This window comes from Metabacillus sp. B2-18 (genome assembly GCF_021117275.1).
Lineage (GTDB): Bacteria > Bacillota > Bacilli > Bacillales > Bacillaceae > Metabacillus.
This window is the reverse complement of record NZ_CP088245.1, coordinates 3,245,957-3,271,857: the sequence shown is the minus strand read 5'-3', so window position 1 is coordinate 3,271,857 and position 25,901 is coordinate 3,245,957. Positions and strand designations below refer to the sequence as shown.

General features: G+C 36.0%; 31 protein-coding genes and 1 pseudogene. 26 read left to right on the top strand and 6 right to left on the bottom strand.

Features of this window, described 5'->3' with window-relative positions:
• The first annotated feature begins 29 nt into the window (after window positions 1-29).
• On the top strand, window positions 30-977 hold the full coding sequence (locus LPC09_RS16650) for a TRM11 family SAM-dependent methyltransferase (protein ID WP_231307848.1): 948 nt from the start codon (window positions 30-32) through the stop codon (window positions 975-977).
• A gap of 36 nt (window positions 978-1,013) precedes the next feature.
• Here the strand turns inward: LPC09_RS16650 and LPC09_RS16645 are convergent, their stop codons facing one another.
• Window positions 1,014-1,208, bottom strand: coding sequence for a YqzH family protein (locus LPC09_RS16645; RefSeq protein ID WP_098797176.1), 195 nt, complete (start codon window positions 1,206-1,208; stop codon window positions 1,014-1,016).
• Window positions 1,209-1,357: 149 nt separating this feature from the next.
• Between LPC09_RS16645 and LPC09_RS16640 the strand changes: the two genes are divergently transcribed.
• The 5 genes from LPC09_RS16640 (at window position 1,358) to LPC09_RS16620 (ending at window position 4,425) form a co-directional block, all read left to right on the top strand.
• Window positions 1,358-2,620: a Y-family DNA polymerase gene (locus LPC09_RS16640; RefSeq protein ID WP_176551063.1), complete on the top strand. Its 1,263-nt coding sequence runs from the start codon at window positions 1,358-1,360 to the stop codon at window positions 2,618-2,620.
• A gap of 87 nt (window positions 2,621-2,707) precedes the next feature.
• Window positions 2,708-3,361, top strand: a complete 654-nt coding sequence (locus tag LPC09_RS16635) for a GDSL-type esterase/lipase family protein (protein ID WP_231307847.1) — start codon at window positions 2,708-2,710, stop codon at window positions 3,359-3,361.
• 68 nt (window positions 3,362-3,429) lie between these two features.
• The gene (locus LPC09_RS16630) at window positions 3,430-3,723 is read left to right on the top strand and encodes a YolD-like family protein (protein WP_442919992.1); all 294 of its coding nucleotides are present in this window, start codon (window positions 3,430-3,432) and stop codon (window positions 3,721-3,723) included.
• A gap of 126 nt (window positions 3,724-3,849) precedes the next feature.
• Window positions 3,850-4,173: an iron-sulfur cluster biosynthesis family protein gene (locus LPC09_RS16625; RefSeq protein WP_231307846.1), complete on the top strand. Its 324-nt coding sequence runs from the start codon at window positions 3,850-3,852 to the stop codon at window positions 4,171-4,173.
• A 9-nt stretch (window positions 4,174-4,182) separates the two neighbouring features.
• The gene (locus tag LPC09_RS16620) at window positions 4,183-4,425 is read left to right on the top strand and encodes a DUF2552 family protein (RefSeq protein WP_231307845.1); all 243 of its coding nucleotides are present in this window, start codon (window positions 4,183-4,185) and stop codon (window positions 4,423-4,425) included.
• Between the two features lie 165 nt (window positions 4,426-4,590).
• On the opposite strand, the gene LPC09_RS16615 is transcribed toward LPC09_RS16620, so the two are convergent.
• Window positions 4,591-5,997, bottom strand: coding sequence for an alanine/glycine:cation symporter family protein (locus tag LPC09_RS16615; RefSeq protein WP_231307844.1), 1,407 nt, complete (start codon window positions 5,995-5,997; stop codon window positions 4,591-4,593).
• 209 nt (window positions 5,998-6,206) lie between these two features.
• Window positions 6,207-7,142 carry an alpha/beta hydrolase gene (locus LPC09_RS16610; protein WP_231307843.1) on the bottom strand — a complete coding sequence of 312 codons (936 nt, stop codon included), beginning with the start codon at window positions 7,140-7,142 and terminating at the stop codon, window positions 6,207-6,209.
• 439 nt (window positions 7,143-7,581) lie between these two features.
• On the opposite strand from LPC09_RS16610, the gene LPC09_RS16605 reads away from it, so the two are divergent.
• Entirely contained in the window at window positions 7,582-7,818 is a 237-nt protein-coding gene (locus tag LPC09_RS16605) for a YqkE family protein (protein ID WP_098797183.1), read from the top strand.
• Window positions 7,819-7,854: 36 nt separating this feature from the next.
• Here the strand turns inward: LPC09_RS16605 and LPC09_RS16600 are convergent, their stop codons facing one another.
• Together LPC09_RS16600 and mciZ are read right to left on the bottom strand one after the other, a co-directional pair.
• Window positions 7,855-8,763 (bottom strand): aldo/keto reductase, encoded by a 909-nt coding sequence (locus tag LPC09_RS16600; RefSeq protein WP_098797184.1) that lies wholly within the window; start codon window positions 8,761-8,763, stop codon window positions 7,855-7,857.
• 159 nt (window positions 8,764-8,922) lie between these two features.
• Window positions 8,923-9,033 (bottom strand): annotated as a pseudogene (gene mciZ / locus LPC09_RS27670) (Z-ring formation inhibitor MciZ); the annotation flags it as partial.
• A 37-nt stretch (window positions 9,034-9,070) separates the two neighbouring features.
• On the opposite strand from mciZ, the gene LPC09_RS16590 reads away from it, so the two are divergent.
• Complete coding sequence (locus LPC09_RS16590) at window positions 9,071-9,673, top strand: NUDIX hydrolase (RefSeq protein WP_269217397.1); 603 nt, start codon at window positions 9,071-9,073, stop codon at window positions 9,671-9,673.
• A gap of 29 nt (window positions 9,674-9,702) precedes the next feature.
• On the top strand, window positions 9,703-10,869 hold the full coding sequence (locus tag LPC09_RS16585) for a TIGR00375 family protein (RefSeq protein WP_098797186.1): 1,167 nt from the start codon (window positions 9,703-9,705) through the stop codon (window positions 10,867-10,869).
• A gap of 17 nt (window positions 10,870-10,886) precedes the next feature.
• Here LPC09_RS16585 and LPC09_RS16580 read toward each other — a convergent pair whose 3' ends face one another.
• Window positions 10,887-11,459 carry a GNAT family N-acetyltransferase gene (locus LPC09_RS16580; protein WP_098797187.1) on the bottom strand — a complete coding sequence of 191 codons (573 nt, stop codon included), beginning with the start codon at window positions 11,457-11,459 and terminating at the stop codon, window positions 10,887-10,889.
• Window positions 11,460-11,593: 134 nt separating this feature from the next.
• Here LPC09_RS16580 and spoIIM point away from each other — a divergent pair, with 134 nt between their 5' ends.
• The 17 genes from spoIIM (at window position 11,594) to spoVAE (ending at window position 25,900) form a co-directional block, all read left to right on the top strand.
• Window positions 11,594-12,247 (top strand): stage II sporulation protein M, encoded by a 654-nt coding sequence (gene spoIIM / locus LPC09_RS16575; RefSeq protein WP_098797188.1) that lies wholly within the window; start codon window positions 11,594-11,596, stop codon window positions 12,245-12,247.
• Window positions 12,248-12,364: 117 nt separating this feature from the next.
• Window positions 12,365-12,838 (top strand): ferric iron uptake transcriptional regulator, encoded by a 474-nt coding sequence (fur, locus tag LPC09_RS16570; protein ID WP_098797189.1) that lies wholly within the window; start codon window positions 12,365-12,367, stop codon window positions 12,836-12,838.
• 222 nt (window positions 12,839-13,060) lie between these two features.
• On the top strand, window positions 13,061-13,288 hold the full coding sequence (locus LPC09_RS16565) for a YqzK family protein (RefSeq protein ID WP_098797190.1): 228 nt from the start codon (window positions 13,061-13,063) through the stop codon (window positions 13,286-13,288).
• A gap of 6 nt (window positions 13,289-13,294) precedes the next feature.
• Window positions 13,295-14,188, top strand: coding sequence for a site-specific tyrosine recombinase XerD (gene xerD, locus LPC09_RS16560; protein ID WP_098797191.1), 894 nt, complete (start codon window positions 13,295-13,297; stop codon window positions 14,186-14,188).
• 198 nt (window positions 14,189-14,386) lie between these two features.
• Entirely contained in the window at window positions 14,387-15,571 is a 1,185-nt protein-coding gene (gene deoB / locus LPC09_RS16555) for a phosphopentomutase (RefSeq protein ID WP_098797192.1), read from the top strand.
• A gap of 11 nt (window positions 15,572-15,582) precedes the next feature.
• Entirely contained in the window at window positions 15,583-16,404 is an 822-nt protein-coding gene (locus LPC09_RS16550) for a purine-nucleoside phosphorylase (protein WP_121662662.1), read from the top strand.
• Between the two features lie 21 nt (window positions 16,405-16,425).
• A complete protein-coding gene (locus LPC09_RS16545) occupies window positions 16,426-17,727 on the top strand; it encodes a pyrimidine-nucleoside phosphorylase (protein ID WP_231307842.1) in 1,302 nt (433 codons plus the stop codon).
• Between the two features lie 1,239 nt (window positions 17,728-18,966).
• Window positions 18,967-19,935 carry a nuclease-related domain-containing protein gene (locus tag LPC09_RS16540; protein ID WP_231309773.1) on the top strand — a complete coding sequence of 323 codons (969 nt, stop codon included), beginning with the start codon at window positions 18,967-18,969 and terminating at the stop codon, window positions 19,933-19,935.
• 76 nt (window positions 19,936-20,011) lie between these two features.
• Window positions 20,012-21,175, top strand: a complete 1,164-nt coding sequence (locus LPC09_RS16535) for a D-alanyl-D-alanine carboxypeptidase family protein (protein WP_231307841.1) — start codon at window positions 20,012-20,014, stop codon at window positions 21,173-21,175.
• A gap of 95 nt (window positions 21,176-21,270) precedes the next feature.
• On the top strand, window positions 21,271-21,624 hold the full coding sequence (spoIIAA, locus tag LPC09_RS16530; protein WP_098797196.1) for an anti-sigma F factor antagonist: 354 nt from the start codon (window positions 21,271-21,273) through the stop codon (window positions 21,622-21,624).
• Window positions 21,621-22,061 carry an anti-sigma F factor gene (spoIIAB, locus tag LPC09_RS16525; protein ID WP_231307840.1) on the top strand — a complete coding sequence of 147 codons (441 nt, stop codon included), beginning with the start codon at window positions 21,621-21,623 and terminating at the stop codon, window positions 22,059-22,061. The genes spoIIAA and spoIIAB overlap by 4 nt, the downstream gene beginning before the upstream one ends.
• Window positions 22,062-22,074: 13 nt before the next feature.
• Window positions 22,075-22,836 carry an RNA polymerase sporulation sigma factor SigF gene (gene sigF / locus LPC09_RS16520; protein WP_098797198.1) on the top strand — a complete coding sequence of 254 codons (762 nt, stop codon included), beginning with the start codon at window positions 22,075-22,077 and terminating at the stop codon, window positions 22,834-22,836.
• A gap of 175 nt (window positions 22,837-23,011) precedes the next feature.
• Window positions 23,012-23,638 carry a stage V sporulation protein AA gene (locus LPC09_RS16515; RefSeq protein ID WP_231307839.1) on the top strand — a complete coding sequence of 209 codons (627 nt, stop codon included), beginning with the start codon at window positions 23,012-23,014 and terminating at the stop codon, window positions 23,636-23,638.
• The gene (locus LPC09_RS16510) at window positions 23,625-24,047 is read left to right on the top strand and encodes a stage V sporulation protein AB (protein ID WP_231307838.1); all 423 of its coding nucleotides are present in this window, start codon (window positions 23,625-23,627) and stop codon (window positions 24,045-24,047) included. Before LPC09_RS16515 ends, LPC09_RS16510 begins: the two co-directional genes overlap by 14 nt.
• Window positions 24,048-24,061: 14 nt before the next feature.
• Window positions 24,062-24,511, top strand: coding sequence for a stage V sporulation protein AC (gene spoVAC / locus LPC09_RS16505; RefSeq protein WP_231307837.1), 450 nt, complete (start codon window positions 24,062-24,064; stop codon window positions 24,509-24,511).
• 16 nt (window positions 24,512-24,527) lie between these two features.
• Window positions 24,528-25,550, top strand: a complete 1,023-nt coding sequence (gene spoVAD, locus LPC09_RS16500; protein ID WP_231307836.1) for a stage V sporulation protein AD — start codon at window positions 24,528-24,530, stop codon at window positions 25,548-25,550.
• Window positions 25,550-25,900 (top strand): stage V sporulation protein AE, encoded by a 351-nt coding sequence (spoVAE, locus tag LPC09_RS16495; protein ID WP_098797202.1) that lies wholly within the window; start codon window positions 25,550-25,552, stop codon window positions 25,898-25,900. Before spoVAD ends, spoVAE begins: the two co-directional genes overlap by 1 nt.
• The last annotated feature ends 1 nt before the right edge of the window (window position 25,901 follow it).

Sequence of the window (25,901 nt, the reverse complement as noted above, 5' to 3'; positions counted from 1 at the left end):
TAATATTTTTGTGTAAAGGTGGAACGTGCTTGGCTCAACAACAAACTAAATTTATTTATACATTTACTTGTCATGAAGATGAGCTTTCATTGTGCCAGCTGGAGATGCGCTCTCTTTTTGGGTTTGATACTGATTCTAGTGTAATAGAAACAACTGTAAAGATTGATCCAAGTCGAAGTCCGTTTATTAACGAAAGAGTAGATGTTATGGTTAGATCGGATTCTCTTACCGACATTGCTCAGCAAATAGAGGGATTGAGTATTGAGGATGACACGTTTAAAGTTCTTTTCATTGAACATGCTGATTTGGCTAGTTATAAAAAAGTAAGTTTTAATGAAAGACGTAAAATCGAACGTGAAATTGGGCAACAAATAATTGGTAAAGTGGATTTAGTTAACCCTGATTTATTGTTTGCTATTATGAAGTATCAAAATAGCTGGGTATTTGGCCAATATATCAAAAGTGAATCGATTTGGTTTTTACATCAAAATAAACCTAAAAATTATTCAACGGCTTTAAGTACTAGAGTCGCCAGAGCTGTTGTTAATATTGCTGTCCCTGAGGTAGATAATATTAAAGCAATTGATCCTTGTTGCGGATCCGGAACAGTTTTAGTAGAAGCGTTATCAATGGGGATTAACATTGTTGGGAGTGACAATAATCCACTTGTATGTCCGATTGCCCGAGAAAATATTGCTTATTTTGGTTTAAAAGGGGAAGTTAGCTTAAGGGACATTCTTGATGTGACCGGTTGTTATGATGTAGCTATTATTGATATGCCTTATAATCTCTGCTCAGTTCTAGATCCAGATAAGCAGCTTGAAATGCTCCGAAGTGCTCGTAACTTTACTAGTAAAGTTGTTGTTGTGACAATTGAAACAATTGATTATTTAATAGAAAAAGCAGGCTTTAACATTGTTGATCGTTGTGTTGCGAAAAAGGGAAGTTTTACGAGACAAATTCTTGTTTGTGAATAGTAGCCTTGTGATGTCTTCTTGACTCACAAGGCTCTTTTATTCTTGATTTGTTACATAGCTATAGACAGCATCCTCTATAACCTCATACCATTCTGTATCATCGTTTTTATCTGCGGCTATCTTTTTGAGTAAATAAGCTGAATCCTCACTTGATAATGGATCTTCATTAAGATTTCTTCCGTATTGTAAAAAGCTTTTCCGAAGCATTTTTAAAAGTATCTTTTCTTCCATACTTCACCTCTTTAAAGGTAGTATACATCTTTTTAAGTATTTGTCGATCATGTTTCATGGTGAAAACTACCATTGAAATCGAACGTATATTCGCTTAATATATAGAATATACTTTATACGAACATATATTCTATTTGGAGGAAACGGCTATGATTGAAAACTACGATCAGCTGCCAAAACAAAAGATTCTTTGTATTGATATGAAAAGCTTTTATGCAAGTTGTGCCGCCGTGTTGCTTGGGTTGGACCCATTAACCTGTTATTTGGCTGTTGTAGGTGATACGGAGCGGCAAGGGAGTATCGTCTTGGCTGCTTCTCCCCGACTAAAAAAGGAATTTGGAATTAAAACAGGTTCCAGACTGTTTGAAGTACCAAAGGATCCCCGGATTACAATTGTGAATCCGAAGATGGCGACATATGTCCGTATTTCAACAGAGCTGACAAGGCTTTTTCATCGTTATGTACCAAAAGATGCAATCCACACTTATAGTGTTGATGAAAGCTTTATTAAAGTAGATGGGGTGGAGCATATTTGGGGAGATGCTTTAACGATTGCTCATAAAATTCGTGATGACATGGAACGGGAATTTTCCCTCCCAAGTGCCATTGGAATTGGACCAAATATGCTTTTAGCAAAAGTATGCTTAGATACTGAAGCGAAAAAGACAGGTGTTGCTGAATGGACATATGACGATGTAAAGGAAAAACTATGGAAAATCGAACCGCTAAGTGACATGTGGGGAATTGGGTCAAGAGTGCAAAAAACCTTAAATCGAATGGGGATTTTTAATATTGGACAGCTTGCTAACTATCCTCTTGAGCTTTTGGAAAAGAAATTTGGGGTAATGGGGAATCAGCTCTATTATCATGCATGGGGTGTTGATTTATCAGAAGTTGGGGCGCCGATTATGCAAGGGCAAATTAGTTTTGGGAAAAGCCAAATGCTGCTTCGCGATTACCCTGACCCGGAAGAAGTCAAGCATGTGATATTAGAGATAAGTGAGGAAGTGGCCCGAAGAGCCCGTCAGCATCAAAAGGTTGGTCGTACAATTAGCCTTGGAATTGGGTATAGCAGTGATGAATTTGGTGGCGGGTTTTATCGCTCTAAAACAATTGAGGAACCAACAAATATTACAATGGATATTTATGAAACATGTCTTCAGCTTTTTGAAAAATTTTATGAGAATAAAACCGTACGGAAAATTTCAATCGCCCTCTCGAATATTGAAGATGACTGTGAAATGCAGCTTGATTTATTTCGACCAAATCGTACAAAACAACGCACTTTAGGGTATGTGATGGACTCGATCCGTCATAAATATGGTTCTGATGCCATTTTACGGGCTGTGTCCTATACGCCTGCTGGCACAGCCAAGCAACGTGCCACGCTTGTTGGTGGACATAAAGCGTAAAAGCCTATTTCAATTTGGAAAAGCTACGATCCTTCTGATTAGGAATAAAGTATAAGGACTTTATTTGCTTTTTTAGGAGGATATCATGTGGAAACAAATCAGTCCTGTTTAACATATATAGCTTTAGGAGATTCCTTGACAGTTGGAGTAGGAGCATCATTTCTAGCACCTGGATTTGTTGGACGTTATGTAAGATTAACTGAGGAAAAGCTAAATACCCACGTATGTGCTGGTATTTACGCAAAATCTGGTATAGAAACAGGCGGTGTTTTACAAATTGTAGAGAGTCCAGAGTTGCATCGGAAAATCGAACATGCCAACATTATTACCATCTCAGCTGGAGGAAACGATTTAATTCAAGCAAGCAAAGAATTTGTGGAATCCCGTGATACAACAGACCTAGCTCAATCTGTAAAAGAGTGTCATGACAATATGGTGAAAATAATGGAAACCATTCATGAATTAAAAAAGGATTGTGGTGTTCCTTTTATCATTTATTTGCTTAATCTTTATAATCCATTGCCGGAAATTGCACTTGCAGATAAATGGGTTCGTTTTTTTAATCGTCATTTAAACAGCTTTGATAATGGAAAAACAATTCGAGTTGCAGATATTTACTCGGTGTTTAAAGACCGACAAGACGATCTTTTATCTAGAGATCATATCCATCCAAATAATCTCGGATATCAAGAGATTGCTCATACATTAGCTCAATTAGGCTATCCGAAAGCTTTTCACTAGTTAAATTGTTTTGAAGGTGGTGACGAGACATAATACGGGATAGAGGAAATATAAAATGGACATCTATGATGCTCCCTGAACATGTTAAGCTTTTACGAGACTGGTCGGAAGAAGATACCTATCAGGAGAAACCGGAACTTGATGAACAGCAACTTGAACAATTAAATGAAACCATTTGTCAGGCAATGGAAGAGCACACAGAACTTGTGTTTACCTATTATAAGGATCATTTTCTTCATATGTGCACAGGTTATGTACATTATATTGATCCCATTCAGCATACTTTGCGAATTATAAATGAGAAAACAGGTGACCGTCAGCAGCTGCCGATTCAAACAATTGTAGATTTGAAACAAAAGTAAGAGGATGAGTAGTTATAGTACTCATCTTTTTTTACGAAGGTCCTCTAGGAGTAAATTTATGCAAGAATATATAGCCTGTGATAAAATATAGCTTATATAAAATGGATTTTAAAAAGGAGATTTATCATGCAGGTGACTTTTACAGATGAAGCAATACAACAACTAGCACCAAAATTAGCTGAAAATAATGAGCGGTTTTTAAAGATAAAATACGATACTGAAGGTTGTGGCTGCGTTATGAGCGGTGTAACAGCATTGTGGCTTGTTGAAGAACAAGATCAGGATGATGTGAAGATAGAGACAAATTATGTGCCTTTAGTAGTAGAAAGAACGAAGATGGTCTTTTTAGATGATCAGCTAACGATTTCTTATAACGAGTCAGCTAAAAGCTTCATGTTAAAAAGTCCCTCACAAATATTAAATCCACGTATGAGTTTAGTTGTAAAGTGAGGAGTATAGATGAAGGATCGATTAACTTCCATAAAAAATGTAGCTTTAAATAAAACATGGGTATCCTTTTTAAATGAAAACCATCCATATAGTCTTCTTCACTGGTCAATTGGTGGATCTCATGAAGACACGAAGGACGTTTGGCTTCTGCAAGACGAGATGTCTTTTGAGGCACAGGAATTTCCTACGATAGACGAAGCGCTTCAATGGATTGAAGAAAACATGAAGAATATTTCAGACGTCTTAGGCTAGCTAGGCAAGAATAATAGAGGCCAATCTTTTTAGATTGGTTTTTATATTGTACAACCCTTATAACCTGGGCTTAAACGTTCCCATGTCGAACACTGTTTTACCACTAAAAAACCTCTTTACAAGTCAAATCAATGACTATAGTAAAAAGGTTTTTTTATAACTGCTTTACGATTTTTCTAAAGGCTTTTCCCATGCTTCAACATTTTTTAAACCTTTAATGGAGGTTTTATCAAAGACTGGATCTTTTCCGTTTGCTTTTTGTTTTGTATAGTCGTTAAGTGCAGAGAATGCAATTTTGCCAAGTATCGAAATGGCGATTAAATTAATAATTGCCATTAGACCCATAAACATATCGGCTAAACTCCACACGAAGTTTAAGGAAGCTAATGATCCAAAAGCAACCATAAATACAACAGCTATACGATAAATAATAAGATAGACCTTTTTTTGATTAATAAATTCAATATTGGATTCTCCGTAATAGTAATTTCCAACAATAGAGCTGAATGCGAACATGAGAACGATAAATGCAAGGAATATTCCGGCCCATGATCCTATAGATGTTTCTAGTGCTTGTTGTGTTAGGATAATACCATCAGATTCTTGTGAGGTATAAAGACCTGATAACAAGATGATAAATGCAGTTGAACTACAAATAATAATCGTATCAACAAACACCCCAAGTGCTTGAATTAAACCTTGTTTAACAGGGTGGCTGACATCAGCAGTAGCTGCAGCATTAGGTGAGCTTCCCATCCCTGCTTCGTTTGAAAACAATCCTCGTTTGATTCCATTCATCATTGCCGCACCTAAAGCACCACCTGCAGCCTCTTTAAGTCCAAAGGCACTTTCGAATATTAACATAAATACGCTTGGGATTTCTGTAATATTTGTTAGCATAATAAATAGTGCAACGAGAATATAAGCTCCTGCCATAATTGGTACAATAATTTCAGATACCTTTGCAATTCTTTTAATTCCACCAAAGATAATAATCGCTGTGATTATAGATAAAATGATAGCTATTAAAACCTTGTTAATACCGAATGATGAGTGAAAAGCACTTGTAATTGTGTTTGCCTGGACAGAGTTAAAAGCTAAGCCAAAAGTTAGCGTTATCAATACAGCGAAGGTAACACCCATCCAACGAGCATTTAGTGCTTTTTCCATGTAATAGGCCGGACCACCACGGAATGTGTCGCCATCTTTTATTTTATAAATTTGAGCAAGTGTGCTTTCAACAAATGCAGATGCAGAGCCAATTAAGGCAATTAGCCACATCCAAAAAACAGCTCCTGGTCCTCCTGTTGTAATTGCGATGGCAACACCAGCTAGGTTACCAGTACCAACACGTGAGGCAGTACTAATACAAAATGCCTGAAAAGATGAAACACCCTTTTTATTTGCGGTTGCACCTTCACCTAATAAGCGAACCATTTCACCTATCATTCGAAATTGAACGAATTTTGTTCGGACAGTAAAGTAAATTCCTGCGCCAATTAACATAATGATTAATACATATGACCATAACAATGTATTTGTGCCATTAATGATATTTTCAATTATTGTCATAAACCAAACTCCTTCTAATACTTTTCTAACTAAATACTTTTATTATATTAGCATATTAGAAGTCCCTGATAAACTATTCTATTGCAAGAAGTGAAAAAGATAAGCGTATGGGATAATTATTAGAGTGGGAAGTTGAAGGAGGATTAGTGATATTTATAGGGCTGATCACACCTACATGCTGAGTTGTGATCAGCCCTATAAATAATGTATCACCTTGTAGGTCCTAGCTGCACATTAGAGACTACACCAATATCCTCAAAAAACTCATCTATTACTTCTGAATATTTCTCTCGATTTTCAGCATATGACATTGCGTGGGATCCCTTTTCAGCAATATAGAGCTTTCTATAGCCTTTTTTCTTATCATATAGCTGCTTCGTCATATCAACAGGTATGTAATCATCATCCTTACTATGAATAAATAGGACAGGATGATGGATATTATTTATTATGCTAAGCGGGGAAACATCTTTAAGTGAATACCGGTCACGAAGCTTAACAAATGGTTTAGCAATTGGCATAACCAAAAAACCAGGAATATTAAATTCGACTTTAAGGCGATAAAGAAGTTGAGCTTCTAGTTCAGAAAACGGACAATCGGCTATGTAAAAGTCAGCTCCATCCTCAACCATTCCACCATAAAGTAGAGTAGTAACTGCTCCCATAGATTCGCCATGTATACCTAAAATAAGTGATTCACCAACCTCATTTTTTAGCCAGTTAACAACAGTCTTAAGGTCAAATTTTTCGTAGTGACCATAGCTTGTGGTTTTACCTCCACTTTCACCATGGCGTCGATGATCATAAATTAATACATTCCAGCCCTTTTGGATAAACAAATTCATATATTTAACAGAATTGAGTCGATTGACTGTCACACCATGACAAATGATCATGTAATGATTAGTATGATGTGGTTCATAAAGAGCCCCCTTAATTTTGTAACCGAATTGGGAAGTAATAGAGAAATCTCTTTTATGGAGAGAGTCAACATCTTCATGATTATAAAAACCATATTTCGTTTCTCTGTCAATGATTTCTTCATCCTTCTTCTTTTTTATATACATCATCTTATTCGTAAAGAAAAAGCCAACAATTAAAACATATGAAAGGATGATAAAGATCGTCGTGAATATTTTTTTCATGAGAAACCTCCTAGAATGAACATACCTTTTATTTTACATGAAAAAAAGTTCAGCACAAATATTCTTGTCATGAAATAAAAGAAGACAAGCGTTATGCCTGTCTTCAGTAATTACTGCGGTGAATTTTGTCTTTTGGTTGGATGAATAGCCTTTTCCATTTCTTCCGCTGCCATCTTATTATTGGTTGTGTCAGAATTTGGTTTACCTTTTTGTCCACGTTGTTTTGCCATATTACATCTCTCCTTTCTTTCATTAAAATGTCTGATATGTCAGCAATTTATACGGTTACTCTATTTAATCCCATTTCATATTCGTTGGTTTAGGTTTTAACTTGTTTATTTCTAATTATTGGCTAATTAAAACAAGAGGTACAAGTAGTTAAAACTGTGATAAATTTGCTATAATTTTACTAGATTGAGGGTAAGAGGAGGCAACTTAGATGAAGAAAACAAACAAAAAGAAAAAGGATGATCAAGCTGTATCTTTATCAGATCATTTAAATAATGATCTTTTAGAACAATTAAAGGCCGTAAAAAAGGATTTAACAAAAGAGCATGAAGAAAAAGAGGCGGCTCTTGAGCGTAAACGGATTGAGGAGAGAAAGCAAAGGGAGAAAAATAAAAGTTTTGAAGAGCTTTTTAACGAAAGCTCTCTATCATGGAAAGAGTTCAAATAAAAAAGTTAAAAGCGGGGTTAACTCCGCTTTTAACTTTTAACGATGCTGTTCATATTTATCAAATTTTGTTAGTGTTTGCAGCTCTTCATAGGTTTGCTGTGATAGTCTTTCTGCAGATCCTGCTTCAGCATTTTCAATTAATTGCTCTAACTTGCTAGCACCTGGAATAACAGTACCAACTACATCTTGATGTAGGCAATATTGTAAAGCTAGTTCAGTTATAGTATGGTTAGAATCTACTTGTTCTAACATAGGTAATACATTTTTTAGCTCAGCCTCTGAATAAGTTAAGTAGCCTTTAGATGTTGATTTTTCTCCTAAAGGTTTTTTAGTAAGAAGTCCTTTTGCAAGCGGACCACGGGCAATGACACTTACATTATGCTCTTTAATGATAGAAAAATATTCTTCTGGACGACGATCCAATAAGCTGTATTGCATCATAATTGAAACAATGTTCGATTTGCTCAAATATTCCTTAATCACATTAGGGCGAATAGAGGAAATACCATAATATCGGATGACACCCTCTTGCTTTAATTCTTCGAAAGCTTCAATCGTCTCATCAATATGATCTTCAATTGTGCCTCCATGTAACTGATAAAGGTCAATATAATCTGTCTGTAGACGTTTTAAACTTTCTTTTACAGCAGTTTTTATATATGCCTTAGATGGATCCCATGTCCAGCCGCTTTTATCTTCTTTCCACTTGTTTCCGACTTTTGTGGCTAAGATTATTTCGTTGCGTCGATGTTTAATCGCTTTGCCAACAAGCTCCTCGTTTACCCCTGCATCATATAAATCAGCTGTGTCTAAATAATTAATTCCCAAGTTAATCGCCCTATCAACAAGTGAAAGGGCATGTTTTTCATCTGTACCTAGTGACATACAACCAAGGCCAACTTCACTCACAAATAAATCAGATTTACCGAGTTGTCTTTTTCGCAAACATAATCACTCCAGTATAATATCAAGTCATATCATTGAGATTAGTACAAAGCCTGGTGAAAATCAACTGAAAGACACTGCTGTTTATCCTTAGTTAAAAGTGTTATTAGTAAAGGTGCCACGACGATTTCTTTTCTTTTTATTGTGCTTTTCGTTTTGAACCCATTCATTCACCGTTGAGTAAATGTTTCCATATTCCTTTAACTTTGCTCTAATTTCCCAAGCCTTACCTACAAGAGTGATTCCTTGATCGTGTCGATAGATTTTCACCCGGCAATCCATTCCCTTCCAGTTAAGATATGATAGAATGTATGAGGATAAAAAAGCTTATAGAACAGGAGCTGAAGTAACGATGAATTTGAACGAAAAAACATTATCATCTAAAGAAATTTTTAAAGGAAGAATTATTGATTTATATGTAGAACAAGTTGAACTTCCAAACGGAAAGACAAGTTCAAGAGAAATTGTTAAGCATCCAGGGGCAGTAGCAGTTATAGCGATTACTCCGGAAAACAAAATTGTTATGGTAGAGCAATTTCGCAAGCCGTTAGAACGTAATTTAGTGGAAATCCCAGCTGGAAAACTAGAAAAAGGGGAAGAGCCTGAAACAACAGCACGAAGAGAACTTGAAGAAGAAACAGGGTACACTTGTACTCATTTAGAGCCACTAATTTCTTTTTATACATCTCCTGGTTTTGCAGATGAACTTGTTCATTTATTTCTTGCGGAAAATCTTGAAAAGCTTTCAGAGGCAGCAGAATTAGATGAAGATGAATTTGTTGAGGTGATGGAGGTAACACTAGAGGAAGCTGAACAAATGATTGCCAATAAACGAATCTACGATGCGAAAACGGCCTATGCTGTTCAGTATTTGCAATTAAAACAAGCTAGGCAAAATTCAAGTAAATAACCATTAAAAATTAGAGGATGTTAGCATTTATGAACAGTTATTTTGCTGACTTACATATTCATATAGGACAAACAAAATCAGGGAAGCCAGTGAAAATTACTGCTTCAAGGTCACTTACCTTGGAAAACATTTTAATTGAAGCAAGTGAACATAAAGGGATTGATATTGTAGGAATTATTGATTGTCATGTGCCGGAAATCATGTTAACTCTCGAGAAACTCCTTGAAGATGGGAGTTGTGTAGAGTTAGAAGGTGGTGGCATACGATTTCAGCAAACAACACTAATTCTTGGAAGTGAGCTGGAAATTTATGATGAAAGCTGTAAAGGGCCAATTCATGTTTTAGTTTATTTTCCAACACTTCAAAAAATGAAGGAATTCTCAATCTGGCTTTCCAAAAGAGTAACAAATAACACATTAAGTTCACAAAGAATATATGAAACCGGAAAAACATTACAAACAGTTGTAAAAGAGCTGGAAGGATTATTTATACCTGCACATATCTTCACACCGCATAAAAGCTTATATGGTAGTGGCGTATCTCACTCAATAACGGAAGTTTTCAACCCAGATCAGATTGATGCAGTAGAGTTAGGGTTAAGCTCTGATACAATAATGGCCGATCAAATAGCTGAGTTACATCGTTTTGCTTTTTTAACAAATTCGGATGCCCATTCATTACCGAAAATTGGTCGTGAATATCAAAAGTTATTGTTAAATGATCCAAACTTTTTAGAACTAAAGAAGGCATTGGGAAATGAAAATGGTCGTAGGATTTTAGCGAATTATGGGTTGAATCCATATTTAGGAAAGTACTATGAAACAACATGTGAAAAGTGTGGACAAAAGCCTGAAAATAGTGCAATAATTTGTGAAAGCTGCGGAAGCGAGAGATTTACAAAAGGGGTTTCTAAACGATTAAAAGAGTTATCTAACGGACTCAAAAATAACAATCCCCGTCCACCTTATATACATCAAGTGCCGCTTCAATTTATTCCAGGGCTTGGACCTAAAACACTAGAAAAGCTGAAGGATTTGTTTGGAACAGAAATGAATATTTTACACGAAGTACCCGAGACAGCGTTCCAAAAGGTTGTTTCGGAAAAAATAGCGGAATATATTGTTGCTGCAAGAGAAGGTCGATTAAAGGTCGATTCAGGTGGGGGGGGAACGTACGGGAAAATAACAGGAATGTAGGGGGGATGCCCCCTTCATCAGATATTTTGTTCAAATGTTTTTGCAAAAATAAATGTATCTCTAACATTTTTACCGTCAACTGACATATCATCTGAACGAAAAGTTCCCTCCAAAGTAAATCCAAGTTTATTAGGGATTTTTCGGCTACGTTCATTTCTGGTGTCACACCTAATCTCTATTCTTCTAGCCTTTAGTTCGCTAGTAGCGAAATTAATAAGCCCCTCAACTGCTTCGGTTATATAACCTTGACCACTGTATCTAGTATCAATCCAGTATCCAATTTCAAAGCTTCTAACCTTCCAATTCATTCGATGAAGTCCAGTACTGCCAATAAATTGGCCTGATTGTCGGTCAAATATGAGAATTCTAAGATCTTCTCTTAAAATAAATTGTGCAACAGCTTCTCGGATATTTTGTTCTGTTTCTTCAAGCGTTGGTTCTTTTTGCGCAAAGGGCATCCATTGTTTTAATTCAGGAAGAGATGCAATAATTGCCTCATTTACTGCTTTTCCATCACCAGCTTTTGGAGCTCGAAGTAGTAAACGTTTCGTTGTGAATTCGGTAGGGAAATCTAGTAAAATAGGGTTCATTCTTGACACATCCTTTATATGTCATATTTTTTAGTAGTATATACTAGTAAACTAGAAAAGAAAACCATTTTTAAGTCATAGAAACAGGTTCCTCTCATATACTCTAGTAAGTGAAAAACGGGAGGAATTTTTACATGCAAAGACAACTGCCGATTAGTGCAACGATTAAACAGCATCTTAAAGAGCATTCTTCAATATATTTGTTTGTTTTTGTTTTATTTTTAATGGGAGTTATTTTTGGTGCCATTATTGTAAACAGTATGAACTTGAGTCAAAAAGAGGACCTTTATTATTATTTAAATCGATTTTTTGGACAAGTAGCAGAAGGAAAAGTGGCGAGTTCAGCTGACATGTTTCAGCAAAGCTTTTTTCACAATCTAAAATATTTAGGCTTAATGTGGATACTGGGAATTTCCATTATCGGCCTGCCAGTTATATTAGTTATGCTCTTTATTAAAGGTATGGTTGTAGGATTTACGGTAGGATTTTTAGTGAATCAGCTAGGATTAAAGGGGTTCTTGCTCTCATTTGTTACAGTGTTGCCACAAAATATTTTATTAATCCCTGCTTTTATTATCATGTGCTCTGTAGCCATATCGTTTACATTAAAAATGATCAAACAGCTATTTATGAAGAAAACAAACTCAATGGAAGCACCGTTTTCTTTGTTTATGAGATATGTATCTGTTTTTTTGTTTATAGGAATTCTAGCAGTCGTTGCATCAAGCTTTGAAGCGTATGCTTCTCCGTTTTTAATGAAAAATGTAGTAGAATTCGTTAGTAAATAATAATTATTATTATATAATAAACATTATTTTTATTACATTAAAATCATTTTAGTTGGACACTTTCCTTGCCTATGATATATAATGGTTTTGGGAACGCGGCGAGGGAGGAAAAGTGTTATGGAAAACCGCATTGATCGGATTAAAAAGCAGTTACATACTGCCAGCTATAAACTTACACCACAACGTGAGGCAACAGTTCGGGTCTTGCTCGAGAATGAAGAAGATCATTTAAGTGCAGAAGATGTATATCTTTTAGTAAAAGAAAAAGCGCCCGAAATTGGACTAGCAACTGTATATCGAACTTTGGAATTGTTAACGGAATTAAAAGTTGTTGATAAAATAAATTTTGGAGACGGTGTTTCCAGGTATGACCTTCGCAAAGAAGGAGCGGCGCATTTTCATCATCATCTAGTTTGTATTGAATGTGGATCAGTTGCAGAAATTGAGGAAGATCTTTTAGAAGATGTTGAAGAAATTGTTGAGCGTGACTGGAAGTTTAAAATAAAAGATCATCGCCTAACTTTTCATGGCATCTGTGTAAAATGTCAGGAAAAAGAAGAAAATGAGGCAAAAGAAGAAAATCAAGAATAACCAACTAGTCTAACTTATTATAGTTAGGCTTTTTATTTTTACCGAAAAAACTATAGGTATGTTATCCTCTGAAAATCCTCAGCCACACTCGGTAAAAATATGCGGCAGATTTAAAGTGAAATTGTATGTATAAAGTTTGTCCTTTTTGGCATATCTTCTAATAATCACACAAAATAAATAGCGACGAATTGAACGTGTGAAAAATATTTATTGGAGGTTCCCATGATTCGCTGGATGAAAACGGTTGGGGATATGATAAAGGTATTTATCTTGTTTACTGGATTTACGATTTTATTCTATTATGCTATTATTTGGGTGAACTTAGAGTATCAAGAAATGCATCGCTATGATCAACCAGAAGGTGCGGCTTTAAAGGTAACAAACATGGTAAATAATGAAGAAGAAAGCTGGTATAATAGGCTAATGTTCTTTATTGATAATGGGGAGTAGAGATATTTGAAAGATCAAATTAAAGATTTTATCCACTACTTAATTGTAGAAAGAGGTTTATCAAACAATACAATTGTTTCATATGAACGAGACTTAAATAGCTATCAAAAGCACTTATTAGAGAAACAACATATTACTTCCTTTAATCAAGTAACCCGCCTTCATATTATTGAGTTCTTAAAAGAGTTAAAGGAAGCAGGAAAGTCAAGTAAAACAATTGCCAGACACACTGCGTCTATTAGAAACTTCCACCAATTTTTGCTTAGAGAAAAGCAAGCAGACCAAGATCCATCCGTAATGATAGAATCTCCTCAGTTAGAGAGAAATCTTCCGAAGATTCTTTCATTAAAAGAGGTTGAAAAGCTTCTTGATACCCCAAAATTAACAAATCCATTTGGCTATCGAGACAAAGCGATGCTTGAACTTTTATATGCAACAGGAATTCGGGTAAGTGAAATGATAAACTTAAATCTAGCTGACGTGCATCTGACAATGGGCTTTATTAGGTGCTACGGAAAGGGAAATAAAGAGCGAATTGTACCGATCGGCCGGACAGCTACTGAAGCTCTGATGGAATATATAGAAAAAGGGCGATCAAAATTAATAAGCGCTAAACAGCCAACAGACGCATTATTTATTAATCACCATGGTAAAAGAATTTCTAGGCAAGGTTTTTGGAAAAACTTAAAGAAAATTGCGCTTGAAGCCAATATTCAAAATGAATTAACTCCTCATACTTTACGACATTCGTTCGCAACACATCTCCTTGAAAATGGAGCAGATTTAAGAGCTGTCCAAGAAATGCTTGGACACGCTGATATTTCAACAACGCAAATTTACACACATGTGACAAAAACAAGGTTAAAGGATGTTTATAAACAATTTCATCCTCGTGCTTAAGAAGCACCATCCATAAAGGAGGTGCTTTTATTTTTGTTTTTTCTCAGGTTAGATTAGTAGAGTAGTTGTCAATCCAGTTTGTTAAAGATTATAATGGAAGAGAAGGATTGGTTGTCAGACTTCTGACAAGTTGTTCCTGAGAATGGAATGTCATGATAAATGGAAAAGTAAAATAAGGTAATGTAAAGGAGGATATCAATGTCAAATTATACATATAAACGAGTATTTTTAATTGTCTTAGATTCGGTAGGGATTGGAGAAGCACCTGATGCAAAAGAATTTAATGACGTTGGTGCTGATACACTCGGACATATAGCTGAGCATATGGGTGGCCTAAATATGCCTAATACGGCAAAACTGGGATTAAGCAATATTCGAGAAATAAAGGGGATTCCAGTGCAACATCAACCACTAGCTTACTATACAAAAATGCAGGAAGCCTCAAATGGTAAAGATACGATGACTGGACATTGGGAAATTATGGGCCTCAAAATAGACCAACCATTCCAAGTGTTTCCGGATGGATTTCCAGATGATTTGATTCAAGAACTAGAAGAGAAAACAGGGCGTAAGATAATCGGAAACAAACCTGCCTCTGGAACTGAAATTCTAGATGAACTTGGAGAAGAACATATGAAAACGGGTTCATTAATTGTCTACACATCTGCTGATTCTGTATTACAGATTGCTGCACATGAAGAAGTTGTTCCGCTAGAGGAATTGTACAATATATGTGAGCTGGCACGTCAAATGACGATGAATGACAAATATATGGTTGGTAGAATTATCGCGCGTCCATTCCTTGGAAAGCCAGGTGAATTTGCACGAACGGCTAACCGTCATGATTATGCACTGAAACCTTTTGAGCGTACCGTTATGAATGAGCTTAAGGATAGTGGATATGATGTGATTTCTATAGGTAAAATCGCTGATATTTATGATGGAGAAGGAATAACACAATCTCTTCGAACAAAGTCAAATATGGATGGTATGGATAAATTAAAAGATACAATTAATATGAATTTTACAGGATTAAGCTTTTTAAACCTTGTTGATTTTGATGCCCTTTTCGGTCATAGACGCGATCCTGCTGGTTATGGTCAAGCACTTGAAGAATACGATAATAGACTTACAGAAGTACTAGAAAAATTAACAGAAAATGATCTATTGATTATAACTGCAGACCATGGGAATGATCCTATTCACCACGGAACCGATCATACAAGGGAATATGTTCCTTTATTAATATATAGCCCAAAAATGAAAGAAGGAAAAGAGCTTCCAGTAAGAGAAACATTTGCAGATGTAGGAGCAACAATTGCCGATAATTTTAATGTGAAAATGCCAGCTCATGGAAAAAGCTTTCTTTCAGAGTTGGAATAGGAGGGTATAAAATGAATAGTAAATTAATTAAAGAAGCAGCAAATTACTTAACATCAAAATATAGTGAGCAACCGACAATAGGACTAATCTTGGGATCAGGTTTAGGTGTATTAGCGGACGAAATAGAGAATCCTGTAAAAATACCATACAATGAAATCCCTAATTTTCCTGTTTCAACGGTTGAAGGACATGCTGGTCAACTTGTTTTTGGAAGTTTAAAAGGGAAAAAAGTTGTTGCTATGCAAGGACGTTTTCATTTCTATGAAGGATACAGTCTGGATAAAGTAACAGCTCCTGTAAGAGTCATGAAGGAATTAGGAGTTCAGACATTAATTGTGACAAATGCAGCTGGCGGAGTGAATGAAAACTTCCAAGCCGGAGATCTTATGTTGATTAGCGATCATATTAATAATATGGGGACAAACCCGTTAATTGGCCCAAATGATTCTGATATGGGACCTCGTTTCCCTGACATGTCTGAAAGCTATGATAAACAACTTAGAGAGTTAGCAAGGGGAATTGCTAGTGAATTACATATTAAGCTTCAAGAAGGAGTATACGTTGGAAACACTGGTCCATCGTATGAAACTCCTGCAGAAGTTCGTGCCCTTCGTATACTTGGTGGAGACGCAGTCGGAATGTCTACAGTTCCAGAAGTAATCGTTGCCAGACATACTGGATTAAAAGTATTAGGGATCTCTTGTATTTCAAATATGGCAGCTGGTATTTTAGATCAGCCATTATCACATGATGAAGTAATAGAAACAACTGAAAAAGTAAGAGCAAACTTTTTAAACCTTGTAAAAAGCATTGTAGAAAAAATAAATTTCTAATGAAAAAAAGGTGAGAGACTTATGAGAATGGTTGACTTGATTGAAAAAAAACGTGATGGAAAAGAATTAACAAAAGAAGAAATTCAACACATTATCAAAGGCTATACAACAGGTGACATCCCTGATTATCAAATGAGTGCTTTTACAATGGCTATTTATTTTCAAGGAATGACAGATAATGAACGTGCTGAACTTACAATGGCAATGGTCCAATCGGGTGACACCATTGATTTAAGTGAAATTCAAGGAATAAAAGTTGATAAACACAGTACCGGTGGTGTTGGTGATACAACAACACTTGTATTGGGTCCATTAGTGGCAGCGGTTGGCGTTCCAGTGGCAAAAATGTCCGGAAGAGGACTAGGTCATACTGGTGGAACAATTGACAAGCTTGAATCTGTTCCTGGCTTTCATGTGGAAATTGAGAACAAACAATTTATTGAATTGGTAAATCAAAACAAAATAGCAGTAATTGGACAAAGTGGCAACCTAACCCCTGCAGACAAAAGCTTATATGCATTACGAGATGTGACGGCAACAGTGAATAGCATTCCACTTATCGCAAGCTCCATCATGAGTAAAAAAATTGCAGCAGGTGCAGATGCAATTGTATTAGATGTAAAAACAGGTGCCGGTGCTTTTATGAAAGATTTAGAGGAATCTAAAGACTTAGCCAATGCAATGGTTGATATCGGGAACCTTGTTGGCCGTAAAACAATGGCAGTTATTTCAGATATGAGTCAACCACTAGGATATGCAATTGGAAATGCACTAGAAGTCAAAGAGGCGATTGATACTTTAAGTGGTAAAGGACCGAAAGATCTAGAAGAACTTTGCTTAACATTAGGAAGTTATATGGTTTATTTGGCTGAAAAAGCCAACTCCCTTGAGGAAGCCCGAAAGATGTTGGTTGAAGTCATGGAAAACGGTGAAGCTTTAACAACATTAAAAACATTTTTAGAGGCACAAGGTGGAGATGGATCAGTTGTAGATCAACCTGAAAAGTTGCCGCAAGCAGCATATCAATTTGAACTAGAAGCAAAATCTGATGGTTATGTTTCTGAAATTATTGCTGACTCAGTTGGTACAGCTGCAATGCTATTAGGTGCAGGAAGAGCAACAAAAGAATCAGAAATCGATCTTGCTGTTGGTCTAGTACTAAATAAAAAAATAGGGGACAGTGTGAAACAAGGAGAGTCACTAGTTACGATTCATAGTAATGAAGAAAATGTAGAAGATGTAAGAAAGACTCTTTATGAAAGCATCACTGTTAGTAACGAAGAGGTAAAAGCACCAGAATTGATTTACGCTACAGTTGAATAGATGTTGATAATAAATACCACAGCTTATTGCTGTGGTATTTTTGTATTTGGGTCGGTAGTAAGTTAGGCGTGATTATAAAGAAAGGTAATACTTAGTTGGTGGGAGACGCGATAGGAGGAGAAAATGACCTGACCAAGAGGAAACGACGCGATAGAAGGAGAGAATGACCTGACTCAAGGGAAAGACGCCGTGATAAAACGGCAGAATGACGTGACCAATTAGGAAAATGACCTGATTAAGAGGAAACGACGCGATAGAATGTGAAAATGACCTGATTCAAGGGAAAAACGACGTGATAAAACGGCAGAATGACGTGACCAATCAGGAAAATGACCTGACTAAGAGGAAACGACGCGATAGAAGATGAAAATGACCCACTCAAGGGAAAGACGACGGGATCAATAGGCAGAATGACGTGATCAATCAGGAAAATGAACTGACCAAGAGGAAACGCCACGACAGAAGGAGAAAATGACCTGATTCAAGGGAAAAACGACGTGATAAAACGGCAGAATGACGTGACCAATTAGGAAAATGACCTGACTAAGAGGAAACGACGCGATAGAATGTGAAAATGACCTGACTCAAGTGAAAGACGACGTGATAAAACGGCAGAATGACGTGATTAATTAGGAAAATGACCTGACCAAGAGGAAACGACGCGATAGAAGGAGAAAATGACCTGACTCAAGCGAAAGACGACGGGATAAAACGGCAAAGCGACGTGACCAATTAGGAAAATGACCTGACTAAGAGGAAACGACGCGATAGAAGGAGAAAATGACCTGACTCAAGCGAAAGACGACGTGATAAAACAGCAAAACGACGTGATCAATCAGGAAAATGACGTGACCGAGAGGAAACGACGCGATAGAATGTGAAAATGACCAGACCAAAAGGAAACGACGCGACCGAATGTGAAAATGACCTGAATCAAGGGAAAAACGACATGATGATCCGGTAGAACGACCTGACCAAATAGGAAAATGACCGAACCATGAAAAATAGACTGACTAGACAAACAAAACCACAACACACAAATATAAAAAACCATCTACCTTCATTTAAAAAAACATTTCCTACATTGAAAATATCATTACTGAAAGTTAATAGTACAATTTATAAAAATTAATGTATACCATATTCTTGCTAAAAAGCGATTTTAACAATATTAGAGGTATTATAACTATAGTCATTGAATTACTTTATAAAAGATAAGGGAGTGATTTGAAAGTGGTAATGGTTAAAGAAAAACAAATAACGGAAAGAATTCTAGCATTAAATGCATTATTAAGGAGAATCCCGAGTGACCATCCAAAAAGAGTTTTAATTGAAAATGAGTATTCTAAAAGGATGGCTGGATACAAAGGAGAAAAATCACTAGATTATTACTTAAGCTTTTTAGGGGAAGATTACTATATTTTCCATGATATTAGATTAAAAGGTGAAACTTACTATTTCCAAATAGATGTACTAATTATAACTCCCCGTATCATGCTTATTATTGAATCTAAAAATATTTCAGGTACACTTACTTTTGACCAAAAGCATAATCAGCTTATTAGAGAGGTGAATGGGAAAGTAGAAGGGTTTCAGGATCCTATCAGTCAGGTAAAACATCAAGAATATCAGCTAAAGAATTGGTTGAATTCGAAAAAGCTACATGATTTTGCAATTGAGACATGTGTTGTGATAACTAATTCGAATACGATTATAAAAGTAATAGGTGAAGAAAGAAGGAACACACCGTCTATTATTAAAAGTTCAAATATATTATTTGAAATTGAAAGGTTAAATGAGATACACAATCATAGAAAAAAGCAAAATAAGAAACAGCTGAGTCAGCTATCAGATTTCATCCTAAACCTACATACACCACCAGTTTTAAATATCCTTAACGAATTTAATATCAACGTAAATGATATTTTATCAGGGGTATTTTGTGAAGGGTGCGAAACTTTATCTATGAAAAGAGCAGGCGGGAAATGGAAATGTAATAGCTGTGAAAAAACTTCTAAAACTGCTCATACTCAAACAATAAACGATTATTATCTTCTTATATGTACTTATATAACAAACAAGCAATTTAGAAACTTCGCCAATCTCTCATCAAGTACGACCTCCTACAAACTGCTATCATCATTAACCTTCAAAACATCTGGTACTACATGTAACAGAAAGTATCATATCACTCTATACCCTAAATAAAAAAACCTCCCAATCCTAGTATAAATTTCCTCCTGCTGGAAAAAATGGAAAGTATAAAGAATGGAGGGCTTATGAAATGAAACGGATAATTTCGTGTTTGACACTTATAACAATGCTTCTTTCTGTAACACCGATGGCACTTGCCAATGAATCTACGACTGCTGAATTAGCAGATAAAGCAAAATCAGCTGTTTTAATCGAACGAGATACAGGAACAATCCTTTACGATAAAAACAGTGATGAAAAATTGCCCCCTGCAAGTATGACAAAGATTATGACCATGCTTCTAATTATGGAGTCACTGGATAAGGAACAAATCACCTGGGATGAAAAAGTTCGCACAAGTGAATATGCTGCTTCAATGGGGGGTTCGCAAATTTTCCTTGAGCCAGGAGAGGAAATGACTGTTGAACAAATGTTAAAAGGAATTGCTATTGGATCTGGTAATGATGCATCAGTTGCGATGGCTGAGAAAATCGCAGGTTCAGTAGATGAATTTGTTAATATGATGAACAAAAAAGTTGAAGAGCTAGGACTGAAAAATACACACTTCAAAAATCCAACAGGTTTACCAGAAGCAGATCATTATAGTTCTGCTCATGATATGGCCTTAATGGCAAAGGAACTATTAAAATACGAAGAGATTACAAATTTCACAGGTAAGTATGAGGATTATTTACGTGAAGGAACTGATAAAAAGTTTTGGCTTGTTAATACCAATCGACTTGTTAAGTTTTATCCGGGAGTCGATGGGGTAAAAACTGGATTTACGAATGAAGCGAAATATTGCTTAACAGCAACAGCTAAAAAAGATAATATGCGTGTCATTGCGGTGGTATTTGGAGCAGATACACCGAAAGATCGAAATGCACAAGTTACGAAGATGTTAGATTATGCATTTAGTCAGTATCAAACACATCCCTTGTTTGAGAAAGATCATTTACTGACAAAAACAAAAGTTAGTAAGGGTAGCGATAAAGAAGTGAATGTAATGACATCAGAACCTATTTCAGTCCTTACGAAAAAGGGTGAAAAGGTAGATGATGTTAAACAGGAAATAGTGATGAAAAAAGACATCAAAGCTCCTGTAAAAAAAGGTGATGAACTTGGGTCTCTTCAACTAGTGAAAGACGGTAAAGTTATAGCTGAAAGTGAACTAGTAGCGGAGAAAGATATTGATGAGGCCAGCTGGTGGACATTATTTAAGCGGGTAATGGGTAATTTTACAAAGTCTAGCTAATGTTGACGAAATATAACTAGTTTTGTCATCAAGCAGGAAATTAAAAGTTCAATCAAGAATTGACTCTTATCCAGAAATTAAGGAGGGGTAAAACCTTGAGTCTAGCGATTGAACTTGATGTAAAAGAAGCAGTACTTTGTATACGACTCTCAGGTGAGCTTGATCATCATGCGGCAGAAGAATTACGTACGAAGGTGACGGAAACTCTTGCAGCAAATCAGATCCAGCATATTGTATTAAATTTAGAGAATTTATCATTTATGGATAGCTCAGGTTTGGGCGTAATTCTTGGTAGATACAAACAAATTAAGGCTTCAGGTGGAGAGATGGTTGTTTGTGCAATTTCACCTGCAGTCAAACGATTATTTGATATGTCTGGTTTATTTAAGATTATTCGATTAGAAGAAGACGAGCATAAAGCGTTACAAACGTTGGGGGTGGCATCATGAGAAATGAAATGAACCTTCAATTTTCAGCGCTTAGTCAGAATGAATCATTTGCAAGGGTAACGGTTGCGTCTTTTATTGCTCAACTGGATCCAACAATGGATGAGTTAACCGAGATTAAGACAGTTGTCTCAGAGGCTGTTACTAATGCCATCATTCATGGATATGATAATGATCCAAGTGGGATTGTTTACATTTCTGTTACGTTAGAAGATGGGATTGTTCAATTAACGATCCGTGATGAAGGAATAGGTATTGCTGATATTGAAGAGGCGAGACAACCTCTTTATACAACGAAGCCTGAACTTGAAAGATCAGGAATGGGCTTTACCATTATGGAAAACTTTATGGATGAAATTACAGTCGAATCATCAGCTACAAGAGGAACTACTGTTAGATTGACAAAACACTTATCGAAAAGTAAAGCTTTATGCAATTAAAGGGAGACTTGCTATGGATGTGGAGGTCAAGAACGATCAATCAAATACACAGTTAAAAGACCATGAAGTGAAGGAATTAATTCGTCGTAGTCAAGAAGGGGACCAAGAGGCACGTGATTTAATTATTCAAAAAAACATGCGTCTAGTTTGGTCTGTAGTTCAACGATTTTTGAATCGTGGATATGAACCTGATGACTTGTTCCAAATTGGAAGTATTGGTTTATTAAAATCTGTTGATAAATTTGATTTATCATATGATGTAAGGTTTTCTACCTATGCTGTGCCAATGATTATTGGGGAAATTCAACGATTTATCCGCGATGATGGAACGGTTAAAGTAAGCCGTTCATTGAAGGAATTAGGAAATAAAATACGACGAGCAAGAGATGAATTGTCAAAAACGTTGGGGAAGGTACCGACAGTTGCAGAAATTGCAAACCACCTGGATATATCACCTGAGGACGTTGTGCTAGCTCAGGAAGCGGTAAGAGCACCTTCTTCCATACATGAAACAGTTTACGAAAATGACGGAGATCCTATTACTTTGTTAGATCAGATTGCTGATAATACAGAAACAAAATGGTTTGATAAATTGGTTTTAAAGGATGCAATACGAGACTTAGATGAACGAGAAAGGCTTATCGTCTTTTTACGTTATTATAAGGATCAAACCCAATCCGAGGTGGCTGATCGACTAGGGATTTCCCAAGTTCAAGTATCAAGGTTGGAAAAGAAAATATTGCAGCAAATGAAAGATAAAATGAATCAAGTTTAAAAAAGAGGAAGACATTGATTAAACAATGTTTTCCTCTTTTTTATTTGAATTTTCACAGATGGTAATTGTTGGACTTATAGACAGATCTGCATGATTAAAATAAGGCAATGCATACTACATATAACAATCATTAAATGTAAATGAACTAAAAACAATCATTAGGAAGTGACTCTTGATGGAAAAGACGGTATACATTAGACTTCGTCACCGCATTCAAGTACATCCTAACGATGTCATCACAATTGATAAAATTGCACTAGTTGTCGGCGATAAGGAGTTGACCGAAAAATTAAATAAAATTGTTATTCACAAAATTCAGCTTAGCGATAAAAATATGGTGGTTATTGATGTTATGCATGTTTTAAGAGAAATACATAAATATGACCGCCAAATAGACGTACAGGCAATTGGAGCTACTCAAACGATAGTAGAAATTATGTACCAAAAAAAGAAGCTTTCTCCGCTTTTATTTTGTCTAGTATGGCTTCTGCTTTTTATTGGAGCAGGTCTTGCAATTATGAACTTTCATGAAGATGTAAGCATGCAAGCTGTTCATCAGCGGATTTATAAAATTGTCACTGGAAAAGAAAATGCACAACCATTAATTTTACAAATTCCTTATTCACTTGGTTTAGGTTTAGGAATGGTTTTGTTTTTTAATCATTTGTTTAAGAAAAGAATTAATGAAGAACCAAGCCCCTTAGAAGTAGAGATCTTTAATTATCAACTGGACCTGGATCAGTATGTTGCCATGAATGAAAATAAAGAGAATATAAACGGAAAAAATGATGATTCTAAATAATATTATTCTGATCATTATTGGTTTATCTGGCGGCCTTGTTGTAGGTTCGGGGTATGTTGCATTCTTAGCAGTGCTTGGAATCATCCCAAGATTAACACAGTTAACAAAGACATACCAGTACATTCACGTCTATGAAGGGGCAATTATTTTAGGAACTGTTATAACGGGATGGATTAGTTTAAGGGATACAACCCTTTTTCAATCTGAGCTATGGTTGATTCCAATTGGACTTTTATGCGGGGTATTTATTGGAATGTTAGCAGCAGCGTTAACAGAGGTTTTGAATGTTTTTCCTATTTTAGCAAAAAGAATTGGCTTGGGAGAAAAGATTGTCATTTTATTAATGGCAATTGTATTTGGGAAAATTGCTGGATCACTATTTCATTGGGTTTATTTTGTTAATCATTAAGGAGGGTAATGACGATGGCAAAGATGAAAGAAGATTATAAAAATCAAATTAAAAATTATCAGCCTAAACCACCATATCTACTAAATTGCATAAAAGCATTCTTAGTTGGTGGGTTTATTTGTCTATGTGGACAAGGTATTCAAAATTTCTATATTAATGTATTTGATTTCTCTCAAAAAGATGCTGGAAACCCCACAGCTGGGACACTGATTTTAATTTCTGCTTTGTTGACGGGATTTGGTATTTATGACAAGCTAGGACAATTTGCTGGAGCAGGCTCAGCAGTTCCTATAACGGGTTTCGCTAATTCCATGACAAGTGCTGCCATTGAGCATAGAAGTGAAGGAATTGTGCTAGGAGTTGCAACAAATATGTTTAAACTTGCAGGAAGCGTTATCGTATTTGGTGTTGTAGCAGCTTACGTTGTTGGAATCATTCGCTATTTTTACGGTTTATCTTTCTAAGGTGGGGGTGGATATTTTGAAACTAACTGGTAAACAAACTTGGCAATTTGAAAATCCATTATTTGTTCACTCAAGTGGAACAGCTGTTGGTCCAATGGAAGCAGAAGGACCTCTAGGAAAAGGTTTCGATATCAAACATAAGGAACTTCACTGTGGTGAAGATAATTGGGAATTAGCAGAAAGAAGATTAATGGAGCAAGCAATTGAACAATGTCTTAAAAAAGGAAATAAAACGACAGATGATGTTGATTTATTTTTAGCTGGAGATTTACTCAATCAAAATGTAACTTCAAATTATGTTGCAAGACATTTAAGTCTTCCATTTCTATGTATGTTCGGAGCATGTTCAACGTCAATGGAGACCGTTGCTTTAGGTTCTGCTTTAGTTGACGGAGGTTTTGCAAGTAATGTTATTGCTGCAACAAGTAGTCATAATGCAACCGCTGAAAGACAGTTTCGTTATCCAACTGAGTATGGAGGACAAAAACCAGATACAGCTACCTTTACAGTAACCGGATCAGGGGCTGTTTTAATAAGTAAAGAAGTCAGTAATATAAAAATTACTGCAGCGACTATAGGGAAGGTTGCTGATCTGGGAATTAAAGATCCTTTTGATATGGGCTCAGCAATGGCACCGGCAGCTGCAGATACAATTGCTCAGCATTTAAAAGATTTAAACCGTACACCTGATGATTATGATTTATTTCTTACAGGCGATTTATCGGGTGTAGGTAGTCCTATTGTTAAAGAGCTTCTAAAAGAAGAAGGATATGATGTTCATAATAAACATAATGATTGCGGATTAATGGTATATCGACCTGATCAGAAAGTATTTGCTGGTGGAAGTGGGTGTGGTTGCTCAGCTGTAGTCACATACAGTCACATTTTTGAAGAACTTAAACAAGGAAATTTAGATCGTGTATTTGTTGTAGCAACTGGTGCATTATTAAGCCCAACGATGATTCAACAAAAAGAATCAATTCCAACCATAGCACACGGAGTTGTATTCGAAAGAGCTGATAAAGGAGTGAGCAACTAATGGAGTATTTATGGGCATTTGTTGTAGGTGGTGCCATTTGTGTAATTGGACAACTTCTATTAGATTTTGTAAAGCTTACTCCAGCTCATGTAATGAGTTCATTTGTTGTAACAGGTGCAATTCTAGATGGATTTGGGGTTTATGACAAGTTCATTGAATTTGCCGGGGCAGGTGCAACTGTACCGATTACAAGCTTTGGGCATTCACTGCTTCATGGAGCTATGGAACAAGCAAAAGAACATGGTTTTATTGGAATCGGAATCGGAATTTTTGAGTTAACATCTGCAGGTATATCAGCAGCAATTCTATTTGCATTTATTATGGCACTTATCTTTAAACCGAAAGGATAGG

What these genes read in the sequence shown, in the direction of transcription:
- LPC09_RS16615 (WP_231307844.1), bottom strand. Translation starts at nt 5,997, where the DNA reads ATGACAATAATTGAAAATATCATTAATGGCACAAATACATTGTTATGG.
- LPC09_RS16580 (WP_098797187.1), bottom strand. Translation starts at nt 11,459, where the DNA reads ATGAACCCTATTTTACTAGATTTCCCTACCGAATTCACAACGAAACGT.
- spoVAE (WP_098797202.1), top strand. Translation starts at nt 25,550, where the DNA reads ATGGAGTATTTATGGGCATTTGTTGTAGGTGGTGCCATTTGTGTAATT.
- LPC09_RS16585 (WP_098797186.1), top strand. Translation starts at nt 9,703, where the DNA reads ATGAACAGTTATTTTGCTGACTTACATATTCATATAGGACAAACAAAA.
- LPC09_RS16630 (WP_442919992.1), top strand. Translation starts at nt 3,430, where the DNA reads ATGCTCCCTGAACATGTTAAGCTTTTACGAGACTGGTCGGAAGAAGAT.
- LPC09_RS16620 (WP_231307845.1), top strand. Translation starts at nt 4,183, where the DNA reads ATGAAGGATCGATTAACTTCCATAAAAAATGTAGCTTTAAATAAAACA.
- LPC09_RS16535 (WP_231307841.1), top strand. Translation starts at nt 20,012, where the DNA reads ATGAAACGGATAATTTCGTGTTTGACACTTATAACAATGCTTCTTTCT.
- LPC09_RS16590 (WP_269217397.1), top strand. Translation starts at nt 9,071, where the DNA reads ATGTATGAGGATAAAAAAGCTTATAGAACAGGAGCTGAAGTAACGATG.
- LPC09_RS16545 (WP_231307842.1), top strand. Translation starts at nt 16,426, where the DNA reads ATGAGAATGGTTGACTTGATTGAAAAAAAACGTGATGGAAAAGAATTA.
- LPC09_RS16510 (WP_231307838.1), top strand. Translation starts at nt 23,625, where the DNA reads ATGATTCTAAATAATATTATTCTGATCATTATTGGTTTATCTGGCGGC.
- LPC09_RS16540 (WP_231309773.1), top strand. Translation starts at nt 18,967, where the DNA reads ATGGTTAAAGAAAAACAAATAACGGAAAGAATTCTAGCATTAAATGCA.
- LPC09_RS16625 (WP_231307846.1), top strand. Translation starts at nt 3,850, where the DNA reads ATGCAGGTGACTTTTACAGATGAAGCAATACAACAACTAGCACCAAAA.
- LPC09_RS16640 (WP_176551063.1), top strand. Translation starts at nt 1,358, where the DNA reads ATGATTGAAAACTACGATCAGCTGCCAAAACAAAAGATTCTTTGTATT.
- LPC09_RS16550 (WP_121662662.1), top strand. Translation starts at nt 15,583, where the DNA reads ATGAATAGTAAATTAATTAAAGAAGCAGCAAATTACTTAACATCAAAA.
- sigF (WP_098797198.1), top strand. Translation starts at nt 22,075, where the DNA reads ATGGATGTGGAGGTCAAGAACGATCAATCAAATACACAGTTAAAAGAC.
- LPC09_RS16515 (WP_231307839.1), top strand. Translation starts at nt 23,012, where the DNA reads ATGGAAAAGACGGTATACATTAGACTTCGTCACCGCATTCAAGTACAT.
- LPC09_RS16645 (WP_098797176.1), bottom strand. Translation starts at nt 1,208, where the DNA reads ATGGAAGAAAAGATACTTTTAAAAATGCTTCGGAAAAGCTTTTTACAA.
- deoB (WP_098797192.1), top strand. Translation starts at nt 14,387, where the DNA reads ATGTCAAATTATACATATAAACGAGTATTTTTAATTGTCTTAGATTCG.
- spoIIM (WP_098797188.1), top strand. Translation starts at nt 11,594, where the DNA reads ATGCAAAGACAACTGCCGATTAGTGCAACGATTAAACAGCATCTTAAA.
- LPC09_RS16605 (WP_098797183.1), top strand. Translation starts at nt 7,582, where the DNA reads ATGAAGAAAACAAACAAAAAGAAAAAGGATGATCAAGCTGTATCTTTA.
- LPC09_RS16610 (WP_231307843.1), bottom strand. Translation starts at nt 7,142, where the DNA reads ATGAAAAAAATATTCACGACGATCTTTATCATCCTTTCATATGTTTTA.
- LPC09_RS16565 (WP_098797190.1), top strand. Translation starts at nt 13,061, where the DNA reads ATGATTCGCTGGATGAAAACGGTTGGGGATATGATAAAGGTATTTATC.
- spoIIAB (WP_231307840.1), top strand. Translation starts at nt 21,621, where the DNA reads ATGAGAAATGAAATGAACCTTCAATTTTCAGCGCTTAGTCAGAATGAA.
- fur (WP_098797189.1), top strand. Translation starts at nt 12,365, where the DNA reads ATGGAAAACCGCATTGATCGGATTAAAAAGCAGTTACATACTGCCAGC.
- spoVAC (WP_231307837.1), top strand. Translation starts at nt 24,062, where the DNA reads ATGGCAAAGATGAAAGAAGATTATAAAAATCAAATTAAAAATTATCAG.